Consider the following 21,947-nt stretch of genomic DNA (forward strand, 5'->3'; position numbering starts at 1 on the left):
AATAATAGGTGATAGGTAAATAATAAGTGATAGATAAAAAATAGGTGATAGGTGAGTAAAATGTCAAGAAATACTTATGCTGAAGTTGCACAGAAGATTGATGATTTATTCGCATCGCGTGAAAGTCGCACATATATAATAAAGAATGCTACTCGCGTGGATGCTCGCGGTATCGCACACAATGCGTGGATTGTCGTTGTAGATGGTGTAATTCAGCAAACAGGCTTTCGAGATACGGATCTCACCTCTTTTATCTCCTCTAGCGGGCTAGAAAACAAAGTTGGTTCTACAAAATCTGTTTCTGTTATTGATGCAAATGGGGATTTTCTTGCTCCTGGTTATATTGATCTTCATTCGCATGGTGCTTGGGAGAGTTCGTTTGACGATGGAGTTGACGGTATTCGTATTGCGCGTGCTTATCATCTAATTCATGGCACTACTAGACAAGTGTTGAGTTTGATCACAAATCCTTTAAATGTTATGCGCGAGAATTTGCGCGTTGTGAAAAATATTATGGATGATCGTCCGGATGTGCTTGGTTCTCATCTAGAAGGTCCATTTTTAGCGCTTTCTCGTAAAGGTGCTCACGATCCTAAATGTCTTGTAGACCCTACTCCTGAGCGTGTAGAAGCTTTGTTGGAAGCTGCAGATGGATCTTTGCGACAAATAACTTTAGCTCCTGAACGTGAGCATGGTATTGAGGCAATTAGGCGATTTGCTGAAGCTGGAGTTATTCCTGCGCTAGGGCATTGTGACGCTGATTATGATTTAGCTCGTGCTGCGTTTAATAATGGTTCTACTTTGATGACGCATGTATTTAATGCAATGAATGGGATACATCATCGCAATCCTGGTCCAATTCCTGCTGCTTTGGAAGATTCCAGAGTGACTATAGAGCTTATTAACGATGGTTTCCATGTTGAGAATCCTGTACTAAGAATGATTTGGAATTCTGGCAAACATCGCATTGCTTTAGTTACAGATTCTATGGCTGCTACTGGTTGTGCTGATGGGTCTTATAAATTAGGTGCTTTAGACGTGACAGTGAAAGATGGTCATGCTCGATTAGTGTCTAATGGTGCTATTGCAGGTTCTACTCTCATATTAGAGGTTTCTGTGATGCGTGCTGTTAAAGAGCTTGGATTTGGTTTGCCTGAGGCGATTGAAGCAGCAACACTTGTTCCAGCGCATGCTTTAGGTATTGATAAACCTAATGACATAACAGGTGCGCCATTGGGAATGATTGAGAGAGGATACGCTGCAGATATGCTCTTGCTTAATTCTGGTGATTTAACAGTTAAACACGTTTGGTGCGATGGTTATAAGATTTCCTAGTTGATTGGTTATCGGGGGCGAGGTGTGGCGTGGCAGTTGCCCCCGAATGTGTGCTGGAGGGTGGGTGTTTTTGGGGCTGATGGGCTGGCTGGTTGGGTGTTTTATAGTTGATTAGATAGTTTTTGTTAATAGTTTTAGTTTTGTTATTGGTTTTTTCTTGGTCTTGTTTCTTGTTTTGGCTTGTTTGTGGGTTGGGTTGGTGTTTTTCGACACGCCGGTGTTTTGGCTTGTTTTCAGTGGTTTTGGGGTTGTTTTGTTTTTTGGGTTTGCGTTTTAGCGTTGGTTGGTGTAAGTTTATCTTTTGCTGCTCAGCGCGGCTGGTTCTCCTCGGTTGGGGTTGATGGGCCGGCTGGTGTGGTGGTGGTTTGAGAACTCAAAAGCGTGTCTGTACTACTTATTTAGTTAATTATTGCCAGTTCATTGTCAGCCTCACAGTTTGTGGGGTGCCTGAGAGATGGTTAAATGATGGTGAGGTTTTTGTGGGATGTTTTTTCCTTAAAGAATATCTCGTCTTTTTCTTTATTTTTTGGAGCCTAGTTTGGCTTTTCATTGAAATTTTTTTCGTGGAGGGTTCGATTCTGGCTCAGGATGAACGCTGGCGGCGTGCTTAACACATGCAAGTCGAACGGGATCTGACCAGCTTGCTGGTTGGTGAGAGTGGCGAACGGGTGAGTAATGCGTGACCAACCTACCCTATGCTCCAGAATAGCTCCTGGAAACGGGTGGTAATGCTGGATGCTCCAACTTGACGCATGTTTTGTTGGGAAAGTGTTTAGCGGCATGGGATGGGGTCGCGTCCTATCAGCTTGTAGGCGGGGTAATGGCCCACCTAGGCTTCGACGGGTAGCCGGCCTGAGAGGGCGGACGGCCACATTGGGACTGAGATACGGCCCAGACTCCTACGGGAGGCAGCAGTGGGGAATATTGCGCAATGGGGGAAACCCTGACGCAGCGACGCCGCGTGCGGGATGAAGGCCTTCGGGTTGTAAACCGCTTTTGATTGGGAGCAAGCCTTCGGGTGAGTGTACCTTTCGAATAAGCGCCGGCTAACTACGTGCCAGCAGCCGCGGTAATACGTAGGGCGCAAGCGTTATCCGGATTTATTGGGCGTAAAGAGCTTGTAGGCGGTTCGTCGCGTCTGGTGTGAAAGCCCATCGCTTAACGGTGGGTCTGCGCCGGGTACGGGCGGGCTAGAGTGCAGTAGGGGAAACTGGAATTCTCGGTGTAACGGTGGAATGTGTAGATATCGGGAAGAACACCAATGGCGAAGGCAGGTTTCTGGGCTGTTACTGACGCTGAGAAGCGAAAGCGTGGGGAGCGAACAGGATTAGATACCCTGGTAGTCCACGCCGTAAACGGTGGACGCTGGATGTGGGGCCCATTCCACGGGTTCCGTGTCGGAGCTAACGCGTTAAGCGTCCCGCCTGGGGAGTACGGCCGCAAGGCTAAAACTCAAAGAAATTGACGGGGGCCCGCACAAGCGGCGGAGCATGCGGATTAATTCGATGCAACGCGAAGAACCTTACCTGGGCTTGACATGTGCCTGATGACTGCAGAGATGTGGTTTCCTTTCGGGGCAGGTTCACAGGTGGTGCATGGTCGTCGTCAGCTCGTGTCGTGAGATGTTGGGTTAAGTCCCGCAACGAGCGCAACCCTCGCCCTGTGTTGCCAGCGGGTTATGCCGGGAACTCACGGGGGACCGCCGGGGTTAACTCGGAGGAAGGTGGGGATGACGTCAGATCATCATGCCCCTTACGTCCAGGGCTTCACGCATGCTACAATGGCCGGTACAACGGGGTGCGACATGGTGACATGGAGCTAATCCCTTAAAACCGGTCTCAGTTCGGATCGTAGTCTGCAACTCGACTACGTGAAGGCGGAGTCGCTAGTAATCGCGAATCAGCAACGTCGCGGTGAATGCGTTCCCGGGCCTTGTACACACCGCCCGTCAAGTCATGAAAGTGGGCAGCACCCGAAGCCGGTGGCCTGACCTTTTTGGAGGGAGCCGTCTAAGGTGAGGCTCGTGATTGGGACTAAGTCGTAACAAGGTAGCCGTACCGGAAGGTGCGGCTGGATCACCTCCTTTCTACGGAGTTTTTGTGCACGCTCGGTTTGAGTGTGGTTACTGGTGTGGAAAACAATAGTTGATGTTTTTATGTGAGTGGTTTAGGCATGTTTTTGGGTTCCCGGATTGCCACCCCCCTTGTTTTGGGGTTGTAGTCTGTGACTCATGGGATTACGGGTTAATGTTTTGTTGGCTCGTGTTTCGTGGTGTTGTGGTGGTTTGAGAACTGGATAGTGGACGCGAGTAAGAATACGAAACTTTTTGTTTTGTTTTTTTGCTTTTATCAATTTCAACCGGCTCCATTTTGGTGGAGTCGTCTTGATCGTTTTATGATCGTTTAGTGTGATGATTAGTTGTCTAGAGTATTTTGCTGGTAGGTCTTATTAGTGTGTATTACTGGTAAGGGCGTATGGTGGATGCCTTGGTAGACAGGACCGATGAAGGACGTGACGGGCTGCGATATGCCTCGGGGAGCTGCCGAGTGGGCTTTGATCCGAGGATTTCCGAATGGGGAGACCCGGCCATTGTTATGAGTGGTCACCACAGTTTTGTGGGGGGTACGCAGGGAAGTGAAACATCTTAGTACCTGCAGGAAAGGATACTCCGTGAGTAGTGGCGAGCGAAAGCGGATGAGGCTAAACCGGGTGCGTGTGATAACCGTCAGGTGTTGCGTGCTCGGGGTCGTGGGATTGATTGTTCAGCCTCTGACGGGGTTGAGAAGAGTGATAAAATGTCGTGTTATGTGAATGGGATTGAATTCCCAGCCGTAGAGGGTGATGGCCCCGTAGCAAGTCGTGCGATGTCTCTTTATGTTTATTCCCAAGTAGCGCGGGCCTCGTGGAATCCCGCGTGAATCTGCCCAGACCGTTGGGTAAGCCTAAGTATTCCTGTCTGACCGATAGTGTACTAGTACCGTGAGGGAAAGGTGAAAAGCACCCCGGGAGGGGAGTGAAATAGTTCCTGAAACCGTGCGCTTACAATCCGTCGGAGCCTTTTTATGGGGTGACGGCGTGCCTATCGAAAAATGAGTCTGCGAGTCAGTGGTATGTGGCGAGGCTAACCCGGGTGGGGGAGCCGTAGCGAAAGCGAGTTTTAAAAGGCGTTTGAGTCGCATGTCCTGGACCCGAAGCGGGATGATCTAGCCCTGAGCAGGTTGAAGCGCGGGTAAGACCGTGTGGAGGACCGAACCCACCTAGGTTGAAAACTGGGGGGATGACTTGGGGTTAGGGGTGAAAGGCCAATCAAATTCCGTGATAGCTGGTTCTCTCCGAAATGCATTTAGGTGCAGCGTCATGTTATTGCTTGCAGGGGTAGAGCTACTGGATGCTTGCGGGCCCATACCGGGTACTAATAGCAGCCAAACTCCGAATACCTGTTAGGTTTATCATGGCAGTGAGTCGGCGGGGGATAAGCTCCGTCGTCAAAAGGGAAACAGCCCTGATCGTCGTCTAAGGTCCCTAAGCGTGTGCTAAGTGGGAAAGGATGTGGAGTCGCATAGACAGCCAGGAGGTTGGCTTAGAAGCAGCCACCCTTGAAAGAGTGCGTAACAGCTCACTGGTCTAGTGGTTCCGCGCCGACAATGTAGCGGGGCTTAAGCACGCCACCGAAGACGCGACTGTGTGATTTTTTCACGCGGGGTAGGAGAGCGTCCTGTATGAGGTGAAGCGGCCGTGTGAACGTGTCGTGGATTATACGGGAGTGAGAATGCAGACATGAGTAGCGAGAGACAGGTGTGAATCCTGTCCGCTGAATGACTAAGGGTTCCGGGGCCACGTTCGTCGTCCCCGGGTGAGTCGAGTCCTAAGGCGAGGCCGACAGGCGTAGTCGAATGGATGAACGGGTTGATATTCCCGTACCGGTGTTACACCGTTCGAACTGAATCTGAGAGTACTAACCTTCGTTTTATTATCTGGTTTCCTTTCGGGGTTGTTAGATGGTTTAATGTTGGGACTGTATCGGTAGTAGGTTAGCGTGGGAGTGACGCGGGTAGGTAGCCGGCTGCGGAGGTGGTTTTCCGTGGCTAAGCGTGTGGGCTGTCCTCTAGGTAAATCCGGGGGATGTTAAGCTGAGGCGTGATGGGTAGGCTGTAAGGCTGATTCCGGTGATCCTGCTTGCCAAGAAAAGCTTCAACGTGAGGTGTGATTCCGCTCGTACCCTAAACCGACACTGGTGGTCTGGTAGAGTATACCGAAGCGATCGGGCGAATCCTGGCCAAGGAACTCGGCAAATTACTCCCGTGCCTTCGGCATAAGGGAGACCCCTGATGGTGATATGGTTTCACATTGTTGAGCTGTTGGGGGTGGCACAAGCTAGGGGGTAGCGACTGTTTACCAAAAACACAGGAGCGTGCGAAGGCGTAAGCCGCTGTATACGCTCTGACGCCTGCCCGGTGCCGGAAGGTTAAGAGGATCCGTTAGCCTTTTAGGTGAAGCGGTGAATTTAAGCCCCGGTAAACGGCGGTGGTAACTATAACCATCCTAAGGTAGCGAAATTCCTTGTCGGGTAAGTTCCGACCTGCACGAATGGCGTAACGACTTCCCCACTGTCTCGGCCAGGAGCCCGGCGAAATTGCAGTACGAGTAAAGATGCTCGTTAAGCGCAGAAGGACGAAAAGACCCCGGGACCTTTACTATACCTTGGTATTGTCGTTAGGTGTGGATCGTGTAGCATAGGCGGGAGGCTGTGAAGCGTGGGCGCTAGCTTGCGTGGAGTCGTAAGGTGAAATACCGCTCTTTCCATATCTGGCGTCTAACCTCAACATGTTATCCGTGTTAGGGACAGTGCCTGGCGGGTAGTTTAACTGGGGCGGTTGCCTCCTAAAGAGTAACGGAGGCGCTCAATGGTCCGCTCAGCCCGGTTGGCAATCGGGTGTTGAGTGTAATCGCACAAGCGGGCTTGACTGTGAGACTGACGGGTCGAGCAGGGACGAAAGTCGGAGATAGTGATCCGGTGCCGGCGTACGGACGTGGCATCGCTCAACGGATAAAAGGTACCCCGGGGATAACAGGCTGATCATTCCCAAGAGTCCATATCGACGGGATGGTTTGGCACCTCGATGTCGGCTCGTCGCATCCTGGGGCTGGAGCAGGTCCCAAGGGTTCGGCTGTTCGCCGATTAAAGCGGCACGCGAGCTGGGTTCAGAACGTCGTGAGACAGTTTGGTCTCTATCCTCTGCGCTCGTTGGAATGTTGAAGAGGCCTGCCCATAGTACGAGAGGACCTGGGTGGACAAACCTCTGGTATGCCGGTCGTCACGCCAGTGGCGCTGCCGGTTAGCTACGTTTGGAAGGGATAACCGCTGAAAGCATCTAAGCGGGAAGCCTGCTCTAAGATTAGCATTCCTTACACTTTTGTGTGTGAACCCCCATGTAGAACACGTGGTTGATAGGCTGGATGTGGAAGCCCTGTGAGGGGTGGAGCTGACCAGTACTAATGGGTGATTGTAATATACTTTAAATTTAAGGTTTAAACAGTTTAATGTTTTAGACGCTTGGAGTGTTAAACGTTTCTGCGGTTAAGATTGTTGAGATTGATTTAAGTTATACTCGCGTTCATGTCCGGTTCCCAAACCGTCACTTTCCACTCATTAAGTGAGTGTATAATATAGTTTTGCGGTGGTCATGGCTCAGGTGAGACGCCCGGTCCCATTCCGAACCCGGAAGCTAAGGCCTGACACGGTGAGGGTACTGCACTCGATAGGGTGTGGGAGACTAGCACGCTGCCGCATTATTCTTTTAACGGGGAGTCACTTGACTCCCCGTTTTCTTATATTACTTTCCACGTTCAGCAACCTACTACTTACCATATAAGCCTTATAACCCGGTTTACAAGTTAAGCAGGTTTATAAGCTAAGCACGGTTTATAAGTTAAATTAAAAACCCCGGGGCTTTAGTCCCAGGGTTTCTAACTAAAAGAGAAGAAGAAAATTAAATTATATTAAACACAACTCAAAACATTAAACTCAATGATTTAAATCCTATTAAAAATAAAACCACACTATCCTGAACAAAAGAATACCAAACCCTTAAAAAACCCTGAAAAAACGGTATTTTTATTATAAGTTAGTATAAAATTATCGTATTTGACTATTTCTTATGCTATTTTTAGTGCACAGTCTTGAACATATGTGAGAATTGCTATTATGACTAAAGCGATTTTGAATACAACTGAAGGAAAGATTGAAATAAATCTCTTCGATGATAAAGCTCCAAATACTGTTAAAAATTTCATTGGATTAGCGACTGGAGCTATAGCTTGGGAAGATCCATATACTCATAAAAAATCGCATGAACCATTTTATAATGGTCTGCTTTTCCATCGTATTATTAAGGATTTTATGATTCAAGGCGGTTGCCCATTAGGTAATGGTACTGGTGGACCTGGTTATGAATTTGATGATGAGATTGATCCTTCTGAAACCTTCGACAAGCCTTATTTGTTTGCTATGGCAAATGCAGGAAAATATCGTGACGCTGACGGTAGTGTTCATGGTACGAATGGTTCTCAATTCTTTATAACCACTGTTCCTACTCCTTGGCTTAACGGTCATCATACTATTTTCGGCGTTGTAAGTAATGAAGATTCACGCAAGGTAGTTGATGCGATTCAAAATTGTCCTACTGATTCTACTGATTTTCCGATAGAACCGATTGGTATAATTTCAGTAGATATTGTGGAATAATTTTTTGAATTTTGAATTTTGAATTTTTTAAAAATTTAAAGCTACTCTGTATTTTTGCTATTAGCTCGTATAGGTTTATATTCGTTAAGCTTGAGTTATATATGCGTTTCAAGTAAGAGTAGCTTTTTGTTTTTTGTTTTTGTTTTTGTTTTTGTTGCTGTTTGCTGTGTATTTGTTGTATTTTTCCGTTGTGTTTTGTTTCTTAAAAAGTGTGTACAAAAGTAGTGTGTTGTTAGCATAAAAGTAGTGTGTTGTTAGCATATTGTGTTCATCTTTCGCGTGATCAGCTATGAATTTGCTAATGGGACACCGTTTGCCAAGCACTGCTAGTATTCGATAATAGCTGTTATTACTGCATTTCTTTCCAACTGTTCATATTGACTAGCTATGTCGTTGCCGTATGCGCTACAAACGTGATTATTGCAAGACTTGTTCTTCATGCATGATTTTTAAGCATGAAGTAGACCTGCCAACGCTTGAAATAAGAACATAAACAAGAAATTCTGTACACAAATTTTGGGGAATAACCCGAAATGCGTGTACACACTTTTAGGAAATAACACTGTGTTTTACTTTTATTTTCCTTTCTTTTTGTAATTTTGTTTTCTCTTTGCTTTTATGCACTTTATTCGTTTATTTAGTATTACTATTTGTACTTTTCTTTATTATTCGCTTTTTCTTTATTACTTACTTTTCTTGGTTTTCTTGCCTTTCTTTACATTGCTATGCACGTAATCTTGATAATTTTCAGGCAAATTTGGTCCGTTAATAGATTGCCCATCGTATTCGCATTGTCGAGCGAATTCCGGCATTTCGTCATCTTGTATTTCTGAGTTTTGATCAGTTTCATCTTTATTAGAGTTGCGCAGCTTTTCTGCAGCTTCATACCCTATAAAGCATTGCTTTTCCCATTCTTCAGAATATAAAGGGTTCTCTTTATGTCTTCTTCGTTCTTTAGTCTCTTCGTAAAATCTGTACCAAGCTAATATCAATTGTGTGTTTAATCTTGTTTGTAAAGTGATTACTTTTGCAGCTGATAAGTCATTTGTTAATGATTTCCGCAAAGAAATAAATATATCTACTATTATTTGTATGCATCTATTTTTTTCTTTAGGATCTTTGGTTGAAAATATCTTTCTTGCTAATTTGTCATCTTTTGATATTTTGATTCTGATATTTTTGTTATCGTGCATAGCGTATTTCTCTCTACGTAATGTTTTCGTGCAATATAATTTAAAACATAGGTTTCAAAGTGATAATAAATTATATTTATTGGCTGTATAAGAATCGAAAAACTAGAATAATTGCTATATAGCAGGGTAGGCCTTGTAATAAGTTTTCATATAACTTTTGAGTATGATATCTTCGCAATATTTGTTTTCTTCATGAGGCATTCGTGTTATACGCCATGGCATTTCTGTAATTACTCTGTTATATAAAGTCAGACCCGAACAGTTCTTTAGCTTTTTGCTCACAGTGTCTATGAGTTTTAGTTGAGATTTGTTGAGAGGATGTTCTCGTTCATACAAAGACATTATTAAACATCCTCTGTGTATTATGACTTTATCTCTATACCTATTGAATAGTTCTAAAGATACTGGTCCATTATCCCATGCTTCAAAGTCCTCATAAAAGAGTTCTCTATCTGTTGTGGCAAGGCTATGAGCTTGGGCATAGTATGTTAATTTTTGCAATCTCATTGTTGTCATGGTTCCGAGATTGTCTAATATGCGGTTAGCAACGTTTATAATAGACATGTTTAGCTCCCTTGCTGGAAACGTCTAATGTAAAAATCATAGAAATTCATAAAATATGCAAATGTATTTTTCTGTAAAAAGTACATTAGCTATTTATTATTCTCTATGATGCTCTTATCGATTTCATCAATGAAATTAATAAGGTTATGCGATTTATTATACTGAAAAATTACATTTTACAATAGTATTTTCTATATATACTATTAAATTTTTCTTAGAACTGTTACGACCTTTCCCATTATCGTTGCGTTGGTTCCGTCTATAGGAGAATATGTTGGATTGTGTGGTATCAGCCAGACGTGTCCGTTATCGTTTCTTAATGTTTTAACTGTAGCTTCGTTATCAAGTAGTGCTGCAACTATATCTCCGTTGTTAGCGTCATGCTGTTCTCGTACAACAACGTAATCTCCATCGCATATAGCTGCGTCAATCATGGAATCGCCATGTACTTCTAACATAAAGAGGTTTCCTGATCCTGTTAATCTCTCTGGAAGACGCATTACATCGTCAATATGCTGTTCTGCTGTTATTGGCGTTCCTGCTGCAATTCTCCCAACGAGTGGCACGTCATGTGATGTTTGTATGCTTTCGCTTTCATACATATCTACGTCAATGCCTAGTGAGGGTGTTGGAGTTAATTTATTTAATTGGCTTGTTTGAGTATTGTTGATAACCTCGATGGCTCTTCCCTTGTTCGCGCTAATGCGAATAAGTCCCTTAGTTTCTAGAGCTTTTAGTTGATGCTTAACAGAAGATGTGCTACGCAGTCCAACTATTTCGCCGATTTCTCGGAATGAAGGTGGGAAACCATGAGCGATTATATTTCGCTGTATGGCATCCATAATTTTTTTCTGTCGTTCGGTCAGTGAAACGGCATTATCTTCCGGAAAATCATCTTGTTTAGTGTTTTCGTCGTTCATGGTCGCTCCTTTCAATGTTTATAGTAGCGCATGTTTAAGAAAAAATCAAACATCTGTTCGACACGCCGTTGCATATTTTTTGAGAATGTGTAATTATTAAAACACTTGTTCGATAGAACAAATGTTCACAAAGAAGATTGTATGGAAGGAGAAACGTATGAACAAGATATCTGGTGTGCGCTCAGTAAAGAGAAGCAGAGTTGTTAAAAAGTATTTTATTTCGCGAATTAGCGTGGTGCTTTTAGCTATTTTTGCCATCTGGTTAGTCGCTTTTCCTAAAGTTACTGCTTCGGCTACTACAGAAAAGCTTGTTTCTTACACAGTAAGACCTGGTGACACTTTATGGGGGTATGCAAAATCAATAAATGATGGCGGAGATATTTCTGATGATGTAGAGCGTTTAATGGAGATAAATCATCTTTCTTCATATGATCTACAAGTTGGTCAGATTATTAACGTACCAGTTATAGAAAAATGATTTAAGTGCTTTTTATTGTATTGCTAGATTGCATACGAATTATTCTTCTGTATGAGATTTGGGTCAGTTGTGTACAGAGTTTTTTGAACATGTAAAAGTCAACTAATAACTATGAATTGGGGGAATTATAATGAGTTGTGATAATAACGATTTGAATCGCGTAGATAGTTGTCAGTGCTTTGGATGTAAAAGCAATGATGAAAGTTTTGGCAATGACTATCCAAATGCTATTGATAGTTCGGAAAATGTAATAGTTGAAATAAACCAATATATGGATATAGGTATAAAAAATAAGGATAGGAATTGTATTAAGGATTTTGGCGATTCAATTTATTCAAAAGTTCCTATGAATATTGAGCTTCATATGAATGTTGATGCTATGAAATATATTTACGCTCGTTTGGCTGATAGTCAATTTGCTGCTATGAGATTACGAGATCTTTTACGCGAATGTATAGAAGAGTGTACTAATTCCTACTATTGTCAAAGAGATGATTCTGGTTGTATGAATCGTGAGGATGATTCTTTATCTTGTTATTCATTATTGTCAAAAAGTGGGGATTGTGGCTCTGCTAATTTAGATGGAACTGACGGGTGTAATCGAGAGTATGTTGTGTTTTGTTCGTGCGTTGTCTAGTGCAAAATAGATTTAAGCTGGTTGTTTATTATCAGTTTATATTTATGCATTTTTCAAGATGCAATACCATGCTTTTGGTTATAGCTTATGTTTCGAAGATCGCTTGTACTGTAACTCGCAAATTGCTATTGCTTACTGGCGCTCGTTTTGATCGTTAGCAAATGCTGTGTGATGTAATCAAAGTATCTTGCTTTTGACTTATAAAATCTAAGTTGACTAATTCTTTTTAAGAATATTAGTTAGTTTAGCTTTAGATGCTTTTTGCCTATAATCACGCTTTTGTGTACGACCGAAATAACTCAAATTTTTGCCTATAGCACTAAATTTTGGGGAATAACCCACATTTTGGGGAATAACCCAAATTTTGCAGCTTATCCGTTGATAACTCTAACCCAGACCTATAAACCCAGATAATATGTGAGGCGAATATCATCATAGACATTCGCCTCACAGGACATCATCTTGCGCATTCGTAAAAGCATCAATGCAATACGAACGCATTATTAAGTGGAATGATGGTCACTTTTGCAGGTAACCAACGCGAGTAAGTATACTCATAGCACTGTATTTCCAGCCAGTGGAGCGTGTTATATGGTGTGTGCAAAACATGTTCACATTTGCAATTGCAATCGTCTGTGTGGAGCATAGAAGTGTTTGTGGTTCTGAGAGTGTGTGCGGTTGTGAAGAATGTTTATGCTGATGAAGAGCGTGTTCATCATAAAAGTATTTGTGGTGTTAATGCGTGAATGGTGTTAATGCGTGTATGGTGCTGAGAGTGTGCATAGCGTGAGAGCGTGCATGGTGTGAGAGTACGTACTGTATAAAAGCATGGCGGTTGTGAAGGCTTGCGTGGCGTAAAAGTGTTTACTGTATTAACGCTTGTATGGTGCTGAAGGCTTGCGTGGCGTAAAAGTGTTTACTGTGTTAAAAGCGTGTCAGTGTTGGAAAGTGTTTGCAGTGTTATTGAAAGCGTGTGAAGCATAAAAGTGTTTGCAGTGGTATTTAATTTAGTTGCGTGGCTATTGTTCTAGGTGCTTAAGTGCGGTTAGTTAAAACGCAGCTGAAAAAGTATTGAATTATATAGACTCTTATGCTGAATCTTGTGACTTGTGATTAGTGACTTGTGATTAGTGACTTGTGATTAGTGATTAGTAATTAGCTACTAGTGATCAATAATTATTGATTAGTAATTATTGATTAGTAATCACTAATTAAATATTAGCGATTAGCTACCAGTAATTAGCGATTATCGATTAGCAATTAGGATTGTGCACTTGATTTGTTTTGTTTCAAATCTTCAATGGCTTTTTCAAAATCTTTAAGGCCGGTGAAGTTTTGATATACACTTGCAAATCTTAAATAAGCGACTTCATCTAATTCTCGTAAAGGTTGTAAAATGGCTTTTCCAACTTCTTCGGATGTAACTTGCGCTAGTCCGCGCGCCCTTAAATCTGCTTCAACTCTCATTCCTAGAGTTTTAAGCGCTTCAGAATCAATAGGTCTGCCCTGGCATGCTTTGCTTACGCCAGCAACTACTTTTGACCTATCAAATGGTTCTACTGATCCAGACCTTTTCATGACAAGAAGTTGTGTAGTTTCTACAGTCGTGAATCGGTTGCCGCACATTTGGCATTCACGACGACGGCGTATAGAATAGCCATCTTCGCTGATTCTGGTGTCAATAACTTTTGTGTCAGAATTTTTACAAAAAGGACAATGCATAAGATAAGCATACTAGAAATTATGAGAAATTTAATATAGTTATACCAATAAAATAGTTTTAATTTATTAAATTATTAAAATTTTGGTTAAAACTTCATAAATTCTGAATTATTTTATGTTATTTTTCATAATTTTGTGATTGAGAAATTGGATTTTATTGCATAAGAACTTAGAAGATTATGTGAGCTATGGCTCATGGATAGTAATTTTGTTATGCTTGCGCTGTGCGAATTATTGTTGCTGATTGTAGTGCTGAATACTCAGGTCGTCTTAATGCTTCGCTCCCAGCTGCGAAACGTGTTCTGCTTATTAAAGCAGATGGTAGCGTATTGATCTTTTCAGAATTAGGTTCTTATAAACCTCTTAATTGGATGGCTGCTCCATGCACTACGCGTGTGGAGCATGTTGCTCAAGGGATGAGATCAAATAATAACAACGTGGAAAATGATAGAAACAATATGAAGGAAATTTCTGGAGCTGGAGTTTCTGGAGCTCTGGTTTCTGAAGGTGAAATTTCTGGAGATGTGGTTAATGGAGTTGGAGTTAATGAATATCGGGTTTCTGGAGATGTGGTTAATGATTCTTCTTATAAAGTTAAAGGTGATGAAGATGATCTGAGAATATCTGAAAATCTTTATGATGATTGTAATTTTTGTGATGGTGATGTGTTAAAAGTTGCTGCAAAAAAAGGCAAGGATCTATTAACAATTATTTTGCATCACGTTTATGATGATCAGTCGCATGATCTTGGTGAAGATCCAGGTCTTATTAAAGATGGTGTTGAAGATCATTTACAACGTTATTTAGCAGAGCAAATTGAAAGAATAGGTAAAGGTGCTTCGTTAATTAGGCGAGAATATCCTACAGCAATAGGTCCTGTGGATATTATGGCTGTTGATGCTGATGGAGTGCATGTAGCAATAGAGATTAAACGTCATGGTGGAATAGATGGAGTTGAACAACTTACTAGATATTGCGAACTGTTGAATCGTGATCCATTATTAAAACCTGTACGAGGAGTTTTTGCAGCACAAACCATTACTCCGCAAGCAAGAGTATTGGCGCAAGATCGCGGTTTTACATGCCTAATACTTGACTATGATGACATGCGAGATACAAAATCTAACGAGTTGCGTTTATTTTAATTTATGTGCGCTCGCGGAATTACAGGTTGTGTGTGTTGTGCGTATGCGCCTGAGAGTGTGATGCAATGTGTGCAATGTGCGCAATGTGTGCGATTGCTTGCTTTGGTGATTGCATGATTGTGTGGTGTGCATTATATGCATACGCTCGTGTGGTTGAGTGATATACGTAATTGAGAATTTCGTATATGTGCTCACGCGATGTTCGTTTGATGCCTGTGATTGTGCATTGTGCGATTACTTGCTTAGATGATTGTGTTATATAAGTGATTGCGTGATTCTGTGCTGTTATGTGTGCGCTCGCGGGATTGCACACAACCGTCATGATAATGCATTCGTGTTGTCGGCATTATGCGTGCGCTTGTTGGATTGCATTATGTGCATTTGATGTTCATGTAAACGCATATGTGCAAGCGTTGCGTCAACGGTCGCAGTTGTAATTGTGTGAGCGTGCGATGCAGTGCATGCGATTGTCTGTTTCGGTGATTGCTCAATTGAGATTTGCGTGATTACGGTGATTGTATGATATACACGATTGCATGATATAAATAGAATAGTGAAGGTAGATTTGTAGAAGTTTATAGATGTGATTAGGTTACAAAGAGGTATGATTATGGGATTTTTTAAAAATAAAAAGTTTTTAGATAAGCAAACAGATAATTCGAAAGATGATTCCTCAAGATTGACTAGCACAAGTCTTAGTGGAGTATCATTTAATGGGTATTTTCATGAATCTTCACATGAAGAAAAGCTTGATAATAACGGAAATCCCATTCGCTCAGATAAAAACATTAAAAAGGGAATCACGCTGAACAAGCTTAAAGTGATGTGTGCTTCAATGATTGTATTAAGTGTTTTTGGAACAACATTGTTGTCGAATTTTTCTGGCGGATTATTTGCTGTTTTATGCGAGGTCGTGTCTTGGACTGCTTTACCTTGGTATGCTTGGGCGCTAGTTCGTGGATATCATAATACGCATAACGTTACGTTTTACGGATTAAGATTATTGGCTTTGGCTTTAATATGCGAAGTGCCTTACGACTTTGTAACATCAGGAAAAATATGGGATATGAGCTCACAAAATCCGGTATTTGCACTTCTTATATCGCTTGTTGTTCTTAGTGGCTTAGATATGGCGCGATCAAAATTAAAAGGCTTTATCAAAATACTTATGTCTTCAATTATTGTAATTGCAGGAGCTTTATGGAATTTGATTGGAATGGTTGGCGTAAGACAGAGAATCATGTGGGGAGGAATAATTATTTTTGTTTTAGCTATGATTTTTGAGCTTATGAAGAAGCGCGAAATTAGCATGGAACTTACAGCAGGCATGTTTGGTGGACTATCTCTTGTAGCGCCTGGAATTGGAGTAGCAGTATTGCACTACAGGAGCGTATACGGTGATGGTCCTATGCCAACTAATAGATTCAGATGGATTATGTATGCTTGGTATCCGTTAATGCTGCTAATTGCGTCAATAATAATACTTCTGTAGATTCAATTCATAGTTAGAATCAGGCAAGTTTACATTCGATTTTTTGCGATAATCCATTAGATTTATAGCTTTAAGCGCTAGTACAGCTGTAGCTACAGAGCTTTAACTTCAGTTTTGAGTGCTACTTATAACTTTGGCGCTACTTATGGATTTGGTTACTACTTATAGCTATAAGTGTTAGCTGTTTAGCTGTGGACTCGAAGTTTTGTTTGCGCTTTGTTTTTTTCAAGAGTGTAATTATTGACGTAATTAGGCTGTATTGCAGTGTAGTTTGGCTTGAGATCAAATTATCTAGTCAGCATGCTTAGAGTGTAACCAAGCAATTTAGAATGTAGTCTGCATATTTATCTGCTTAGTATCAATGTCTTTCATGTGCGAGTTGATGAAGATGTCTTTTGTATGCAAGCTGATAGCGATGTTTGTTGCTTACAAGTTCGTATCAGTTTCGTATATGAGTTGATAGCGATGCTTGCCGCTTACAAGTTAGTATCAATTCTGCTTACAGCTTAAATATTGCGAAAGATTGTGATCCAAGTATAAGAGAAGAACTGTTGAAAGAAATTTCTCCAATTTGCAATAGAGCTGGGTTTGATTCTTTAGAATTTAGTCCTGCAAGAGAGTCAAGCGGGATAGACTCATTGCTTAAGCTAGGATTCATTACAACAATAGTCTTTTCAGCTCTAAAATCAGATCCTTCTAAACTGTCTACAGAGCAACGTTCATATGCAAAACTACGCCCATTAACAGGAGCGTGTAATACTCTCCATGAAGCATTTGCATGTAAAGAAGCGCGATTGTGTCGCAAGAATATCAGCGCGCGTACCCATGAGAGTAAAGAATCTTCACATTCTTCTTGAGCTGACACTGTAGGTATCTCTCCAGATTTCACTAGGCAACGGCGTTCGGAAGCGTTTGAACTTTCTTCAACAGGCAAATACAATTTCGACTTTGGCGCTGTAGAAAAACCTAAATTCTTAGAATCGTCCCACTGCATTGGTGTGCGAGTTCCAGTCCTAGCGTATCCGCCTTCTTTAGTTGGAATATCGCGATATTTCATGCCTATTTCATCGCCGTAATACACGAATGGAACTCCCGGCATGGTGAGAATCATGCCAAAAGCCACGCGTCTTTCCCTATCGCTTAAGCGTGGAGCCATGCGAGGAGTGTCATGATTGCAAGTTATAAAACTAAAATAGCCCTCATTGCAAGTAGATTCATATTGTGGGCAATAATCGTCCAAAAATTGACAAATACTACCACCGCCTAGAGCGTTAAAATAACTGTGATCATGTTCAGGGTTATTATCTAACGCATTGTCAACATCCCTCGTGAGTCTAGCGTAGCCATTTGGATAACCGTCCCATCGCCAATTAAGATAGAAATCCATATCAAATCCGGCAGCCAAAGCTTGACGCGGTCTGCCCCATTCTGAAACAAATGCAGCTTGTGGATATTCATCTTTCACAATTCCTAACATCTCTTGCCAAGCGTGAATTGTGTTATCTTTACCTAGACTTCCTTCGCCATTATTGTCGTCATTTTTTACAAGCGAATCTGCCATGTCAACACGGAATCCATCTGCACCCATTCCAAGCCAAAAACGCATTACATCGACCATTGATAAGCGAGTTGCTGCAGCTTCTTCAGACTCTGGAGAAGATTGCCAAGATCTATCACGATTAGCGAAACCGTAATTTAACGCTGGCTGACACTTAAAGAAATTCAAAATATACGTTGCATCTCTATCTGTTTCTCCGCCAATAAATGGCATAGAATAACCAGAAAAAGCGCTATCTGTCCAAATGTAACGCTTAGTAAATTCATTTTCTTCAGCACTAGAGCTTTTCTTAAACCATTCGTGCTCTTCGCTTGTATGACCGGGAACTAAGTCAAGCAAAATATGCATATCCCTTTTGTGAGCTTCAAGAAAAAGACGTTTCAAATCCTCATTAGTTCCATAACGCTTAGCAACCTTTTTGTAGTTACGTACATCGTATCCAGCATCTTTGAAAGGTGAGTCATAGCAAGGATTAAGCCAAATTGCGTTACATCCGATAGATTTCACATAATCTAATTTTTCAATAATTCCAGCTATATCGCCAATTCCATCGCCATTTGAATCGCAGAAGCTTTGAGGATAAATTTCGTAAAATACGGCATCTTTAAGCCATTCAGGGTGATCGTGTAATGACATTTTAAAACCTCTTTGTACTTAATTCGCTTGTAAATTTGCCAATTTTCTATTTATTTTTTATCTTATTTAGTATTTTTTATCTTATTTATTTTTATTATCTCGTATAGATTTTTCATTATCAATTATTATCAATCGGTTGTTGCTTACGTTGATTAGTTAATCGGTCAATCATTTAATCAGTAAATTATTCAATCAGATTTAGTTAATAATTTAATCAGATTTAATCATTTAATCAGTAAATTATTCAATAAAGTTAATCAGTCAATTTTATTTGGAGTTTTCGCATCATTTTTTCAGTAAACAAGCCGAATTTATTAAATGCAAACATGCAGATATATGCAAAACTCACAAAACATACCATAAATAATTAAAGAATATACAGCTATAACATTATTAAAAATATTAAATGCAAGCGATATCAACATTTTTTAGATTTTGCATTAACTATTAAAACTATATTTTTCACACAAAACTAAACATAAACCAAACATAAACCAAACATTTTAATAACAAAATCAAGCATGCTGTTATACGTGGTTTGCGAACGTATTCATATTCGTGTATACTTCACAGTGCTTACGGACGGATACTCAAAGCATGTGACGCTGCCAAGCGCAGCAAAACGCGATGTTGCGCCACAGCTTAATCCGTCACTACGCCACCAAGGAACATGCCAACAAGGGCATGACATGAGGAGGTCAAGGATGACGAATATCAAGAAGATGCTGGGCGCTGGTATTGCAGTTGCTTCATTGCTTGGATTTGCAGCATGTGGTTCAAGCTCCAGCACAAAAAGCTCGGAACCAAAGGAAGCCAAGCTCACTGTATGGGCAGCTTCAGAAGATCAGGCAAAGTCTGATTCTTGGTTACCAACTATGGAAGAGGCCTTCAAGAAGGCTCATCCAGAGTACAAGATTACTTTTAAGAACGCTGTGGTTGCTCCACCAGATGCTTCCAAGACTGTAAAGCAGGATGCTAAGGCTGCAGCTGATGTGTATCTCTTCGCTAACGATCAGTTGGGCGATTTGGTACAGGCTAATGCTATTGGTGAGTTGAGCGATGACGCAGTTGCACAGGTTAAGCAGCAGGATGCAGAGCCATTGATTCAGTCTGTAACTGCTCAGAATGGCAAGATGTACGGCGTTCCATTCACTGGTAATACTTGGTTCATGTACTACGATAAGTCCAAGTTCACCGATGAAGATGTTAAGTCTCTCGATGCTATGCTCGCAAAGGGCAAGGTTGCTTTCAACGTTGCTAACGCTTGGTATCTCCCAGGCTTCTATCTCGATGGCAATATGTCCCTCTTCGGTGAGAAGAGCAATGACGGCAAGGCTGGCATTAAGCTCAGCGATAAAGCTGCTGCCATCACTAAGTACCTCGTTAAGCTCGTTGCTAACAAGAACTTCGTCATGGATAATGATGAAGGCGCTGGCTTAGCTGCAATCCAGAACCACACTGCTGACGCATTCTTCTCTGGTTCTTGGCAAGCAAATGACGTTAAGAAAGCTTTGGGCGCAAACTATGCTGCTGCTCAGCTTCCAAAGTTCAAGACTGAAGCTGGCGAATTCCAGATGAAGTCCTTCGCTGGTTCTAAGGCTGTTGCTTACAACCCGAACTCCAAGGCTGCACGCATTGCTGCTAAGTTTGCAGCATTCCTAGGTTCTAAGGAATCTCAGAAGAAGTACTATGAGCTTCAGAACACCATTCCTTCCGATAAGTCTCTTGCAGACATCGTTAAGGGTGATCCAGCTGCTGTTGCTCAGATGAACACCATCGCCAACACCTCCGTGTTGCAGCCAACTATTGCTGAGATGGGTTCCTTCTGGGATCCAACCAAGACCTTCGGTACCGCCCTCGCTAATAAGGAAATTAACGAAGGTAATGCTGCTGCTAAGACTGCAGATTGGGCCAAGGGCTTTGAAGCTGCTTTGAGCAAGTAACTTATAAAACAAAATAGGTCATAGGAATTTATTATCTTATGGCTTCTTACCGGCAGATGCCCCGCTCCCCATTTTTAAAGTTGCACGGGGCGGGGCATCTTGCCTTATAAAGCCCATAACCATATGAAAGGTATGTCATGACTAGCACGGCATCCACCAAAGGCAAGCGCAAAAAGTCGCCAGATCCTGAGCGCTTTGAGCCTTCAGCTTTTTCCTTAAAAGAGGCAGCAAAGAATGCTGACGTTCTTTCCTGGATTTCAATTCTTATTTTCGGATTTGGTACTTTTGCACGCCGTCAGTTCGTTAAGGGCATTGTTTTCTTGGCGTCTGAGGTCGCAATCTTTGCATTCTTATTCACCATCGGCGCTGAGTATCTTCCTAAAATAGTGACGTTAGGTACTGAGACGCAGCATTGCGTTAAAGTTGACGGTTTCCCAGAGTGCACAGCAGGAGACAGTTCTGTAGAAATTTTGCTTTACAGTGTTATGTCAGTAGCGGCGGTTGTTTTACTTGTTTATGTAGCAACTTTGTCTTTGCGTAGCGCTTACAAAGCTCAATCAATTGTTGCTAAAGGCAAACGTCCTGTTAACTTTATAGAAGACGTAGCTTCGCTTTTTGATCGTAATGCGCATGTTGGCTTAATGTCATTACCAACAGCTGGCATAGTTGTATTTAGCATTTTGCCATTGATCTTCATGATTTCCATGGCCTTCACTAACTACGATTCTACGCATGTTCCGCTGTTCCAGTGGGTTGGATTAACTAACTTCTTCAAGATTTTCTCTACGTCTAGCGGTGCAATCAACGCAGCAACATTCATAGAAGTTCTTGTATGGACTCTTGTGTGGGCATTCTTTGCTACATTCCTGAACTTCTTCTTTGGTATGTTTATTGCAATGATTATTAACAGGCGCACAACTGTGTTGAAGAACTTGTGGCGTACTTGCTTCTCGTTAACAATTGCAGTTCCTCAGTTCGTGTCATTGTTGATTATGCATAGCATGCTTCAGCATGATGGTGCAATCAATCGTCTTTTGCATTCATTGGGTTGGATTGGTGACCCACTTCCATTCTTTGAAGACGCTACATGGGCTCGCGTAACTGTTATTCTTATCAACCTTTGGGTTGGTATTCCTTATACGATAATGCAAATTACAGGTATTTTGCAGAACGTGCCAGCGGAGCTTTACGAAGCTGCACAACTCGATGGTGCAGGATGGTGGCAGCGTTTTATGAACGTTACAATGCCATATATCTTCTTCGTTATGACCCCGTACTTAATTACCACCTTTACAGGCAATGTCAATAACTTCAACGTCATCTACCTGCTTTCCGGCGGTGCTCCAACGGAAGTCGGATCTTCTGCAGGTAAGACTGATTTGCTTATTACATGGCTGTACAAGTTGACTGTTGATAAAGACAACTACTGCATGGGCGCGGTAATCGGTATTATGACCTTCATCGTGTTGGCTGTAGTCGCATTGATTACATACCGTAACTCTGGCTCTTACAAGAACGAGGAGGGATTCCGGTGAGTGATAAAAATCCTAGATCTGCTGGAGCAACTGGAAAGAAGAAA

13 protein-coding genes and 3 rRNA genes are annotated in these 21,947 nt (G+C 42.0%); 11 read left to right on the top strand and 5 right to left on the bottom strand.

The genetic code is table 11. The features are described from left to right. Nucleotides 1-60: 60 nt before the first annotated feature. The 5 genes from nagA (at nt 61) to HXT27_RS02585 (ending at nt 8,080) form a co-directional block, all read left to right on the top strand. Complete coding sequence (gene nagA / locus HXT27_RS02565) at nt 61-1,335, top strand: N-acetylglucosamine-6-phosphate deacetylase (RefSeq protein ID WP_075523652.1); 1,275 nt, start codon at nt 61-63, stop codon at nt 1,333-1,335. A 560-nt stretch (nt 1,336-1,895) separates the two neighbouring features. Then, nucleotides 1,896-3,421, top strand: a 16S ribosomal RNA gene (locus HXT27_RS02570). Between the two features lie 367 nt (nt 3,422-3,788). Next, nucleotides 3,789-6,852: ribosomal RNA gene (locus HXT27_RS02575) — 23S ribosomal RNA — on the top strand. A gap of 157 nt (nt 6,853-7,009) precedes the next feature. Then, nucleotides 7,010-7,126: ribosomal RNA gene (rrf, locus tag HXT27_RS02580) — 5S ribosomal RNA — on the top strand. Together the 16S, 23S and 5S rRNA genes form the textbook arrangement of a ribosomal RNA operon. Before the next feature lie 414 nt (nt 7,127-7,540). After that, a complete protein-coding gene (locus HXT27_RS02585) occupies nt 7,541-8,080 on the top strand; it encodes a peptidylprolyl isomerase (protein ID WP_075523665.1) in 540 nt (179 codons plus the stop codon). Between the two features lie 683 nt (nt 8,081-8,763). Here HXT27_RS02585 and HXT27_RS02590 read toward each other — a convergent pair. The 3 genes from HXT27_RS02590 to lexA form a co-directional block, all read right to left on the bottom strand. Further along, nucleotides 8,764-9,273, bottom strand: coding sequence for a hypothetical protein (locus tag HXT27_RS02590; protein WP_103042764.1), 510 nt, complete (start codon nt 9,271-9,273; stop codon nt 8,764-8,766). A gap of 114 nt (nt 9,274-9,387) precedes the next feature. After that, nucleotides 9,388-9,837: a Panacea domain-containing protein gene (locus HXT27_RS02595; protein WP_075523668.1), complete on the bottom strand. Its 450-nt coding sequence runs from the start codon at nt 9,835-9,837 to the stop codon at nt 9,388-9,390. 203 nt (nt 9,838-10,040) lie between these two features. Then, nucleotides 10,041-10,757, bottom strand: a complete 717-nt coding sequence (gene lexA / locus HXT27_RS02600) for a transcriptional repressor LexA (protein WP_075523669.1) — start codon at nt 10,755-10,757, stop codon at nt 10,041-10,043. Nucleotides 10,758-10,914: 157 nt separating this feature from the next. Between lexA and HXT27_RS02605 the strand changes: the two genes are divergently transcribed. Both HXT27_RS02605 and HXT27_RS02610 read left to right on the top strand, forming a co-directional pair. Further along, on the top strand, nt 10,915-11,235 hold the full coding sequence (locus HXT27_RS02605) for a LysM peptidoglycan-binding domain-containing protein (RefSeq protein ID WP_075523670.1): 321 nt from the start codon (nt 10,915-10,917) through the stop codon (nt 11,233-11,235). A 130-nt stretch (nt 11,236-11,365) separates the two neighbouring features. Beyond that, nucleotides 11,366-11,872, top strand: a complete 507-nt coding sequence (locus HXT27_RS02610; RefSeq protein WP_075523671.1) for a hypothetical protein — start codon at nt 11,366-11,368, stop codon at nt 11,870-11,872. Nucleotides 11,873-13,132: 1,260 nt separating this feature from the next. Here HXT27_RS02610 and nrdR read toward each other — a convergent pair. Next, entirely contained in the window at nt 13,133-13,594 is a 462-nt protein-coding gene (gene nrdR / locus HXT27_RS02615; RefSeq protein ID WP_075523672.1) for a transcriptional regulator NrdR, read from the bottom strand. A 224-nt stretch (nt 13,595-13,818) separates the two neighbouring features. Here nrdR and nucS point away from each other — a divergent pair, with 224 nt between their 5' ends. Together nucS and HXT27_RS02625 are read left to right on the top strand one after the other, a co-directional pair. Then, complete coding sequence (gene nucS, locus HXT27_RS02620; protein WP_103042765.1) at nt 13,819-14,739, top strand: endonuclease NucS; 921 nt, start codon at nt 13,819-13,821, stop codon at nt 14,737-14,739. 604 nt (nt 14,740-15,343) lie between these two features. After that, nucleotides 15,344-16,231: a TraX family protein gene (locus HXT27_RS02625; RefSeq protein WP_233186078.1), complete on the top strand. Its 888-nt coding sequence runs from the start codon at nt 15,344-15,346 to the stop codon at nt 16,229-16,231. Between the two features lie 499 nt (nt 16,232-16,730). Here HXT27_RS02625 and HXT27_RS02630 read toward each other — a convergent pair whose 3' ends face one another. After that, a complete protein-coding gene (locus tag HXT27_RS02630) occupies nt 16,731-18,425 on the bottom strand; it encodes an alpha-amylase family glycosyl hydrolase (protein WP_103042767.1) in 1,695 nt (564 codons plus the stop codon). A 704-nt stretch (nt 18,426-19,129) separates the two neighbouring features. Here HXT27_RS02630 and HXT27_RS02635 point away from each other — a divergent pair. Together HXT27_RS02635 and HXT27_RS02640 are read left to right on the top strand one after the other, a co-directional pair. Continuing rightward, a complete protein-coding gene (locus HXT27_RS02635; RefSeq protein ID WP_075523675.1) occupies nt 19,130-20,368 on the top strand; it encodes an extracellular solute-binding protein in 1,239 nt (412 codons plus the stop codon). Between the two features lie 137 nt (nt 20,369-20,505). After that, nucleotides 20,506-21,903 (top strand): carbohydrate ABC transporter permease, encoded by a 1,398-nt coding sequence (locus HXT27_RS02640; protein WP_103042768.1) that lies wholly within the window; start codon nt 20,506-20,508, stop codon nt 21,901-21,903. Nucleotides 21,904-21,947 lie beyond the last annotated feature (44 nt).

The sequence above is a fragment of the Gardnerella bivia genome (assembly GCF_049262715.1).
In the GTDB taxonomy this organism is placed as follows: domain Bacteria; phylum Actinomycetota; class Actinomycetes; order Actinomycetales; family Bifidobacteriaceae; genus Bifidobacterium; species Bifidobacterium vaginale_A.

Excerpts from the sequence above, each read along its gene's own strand:
- nagA (WP_075523652.1), top strand. The coding sequence starts at position 61 with ATGTCAAGAAATACTTATGCTGAAGTTGCACAGAAGATTGATGATTTA.
- HXT27_RS02585 (WP_075523665.1), top strand. The coding sequence starts at position 7,541 with ATGACTAAAGCGATTTTGAATACAACTGAAGGAAAGATTGAAATAAAT.
- HXT27_RS02590 (WP_103042764.1), bottom strand. The coding sequence starts at position 9,273 with ATGCACGATAACAAAAATATCAGAATCAAAATATCAAAAGATGACAAA.
- HXT27_RS02595 (WP_075523668.1), bottom strand. The coding sequence starts at position 9,837 with ATGTCTATTATAAACGTTGCTAACCGCATATTAGACAATCTCGGAACC.
- lexA (WP_075523669.1), bottom strand. The coding sequence starts at position 10,757 with ATGAACGACGAAAACACTAAACAAGATGATTTTCCGGAAGATAATGCC.
- HXT27_RS02605 (WP_075523670.1), top strand. The coding sequence starts at position 10,915 with ATGAACAAGATATCTGGTGTGCGCTCAGTAAAGAGAAGCAGAGTTGTT.
- HXT27_RS02610 (WP_075523671.1), top strand. The coding sequence starts at position 11,366 with ATGAGTTGTGATAATAACGATTTGAATCGCGTAGATAGTTGTCAGTGC.
- nrdR (WP_075523672.1), bottom strand. The coding sequence starts at position 13,594 with ATGCATTGTCCTTTTTGTAAAAATTCTGACACAAAAGTTATTGACACC.
- HXT27_RS02625 (WP_233186078.1), top strand. The coding sequence starts at position 15,344 with ATGATTATGGGATTTTTTAAAAATAAAAAGTTTTTAGATAAGCAAACA.
- HXT27_RS02630 (WP_103042767.1), bottom strand. The coding sequence starts at position 18,425 with ATGTCATTACACGATCACCCTGAATGGCTTAAAGATGCCGTATTTTAC.
- HXT27_RS02635 (WP_075523675.1), top strand. The coding sequence starts at position 19,130 with ATGACGAATATCAAGAAGATGCTGGGCGCTGGTATTGCAGTTGCTTCA.
- HXT27_RS02640 (WP_103042768.1), top strand. The coding sequence starts at position 20,506 with ATGACTAGCACGGCATCCACCAAAGGCAAGCGCAAAAAGTCGCCAGAT.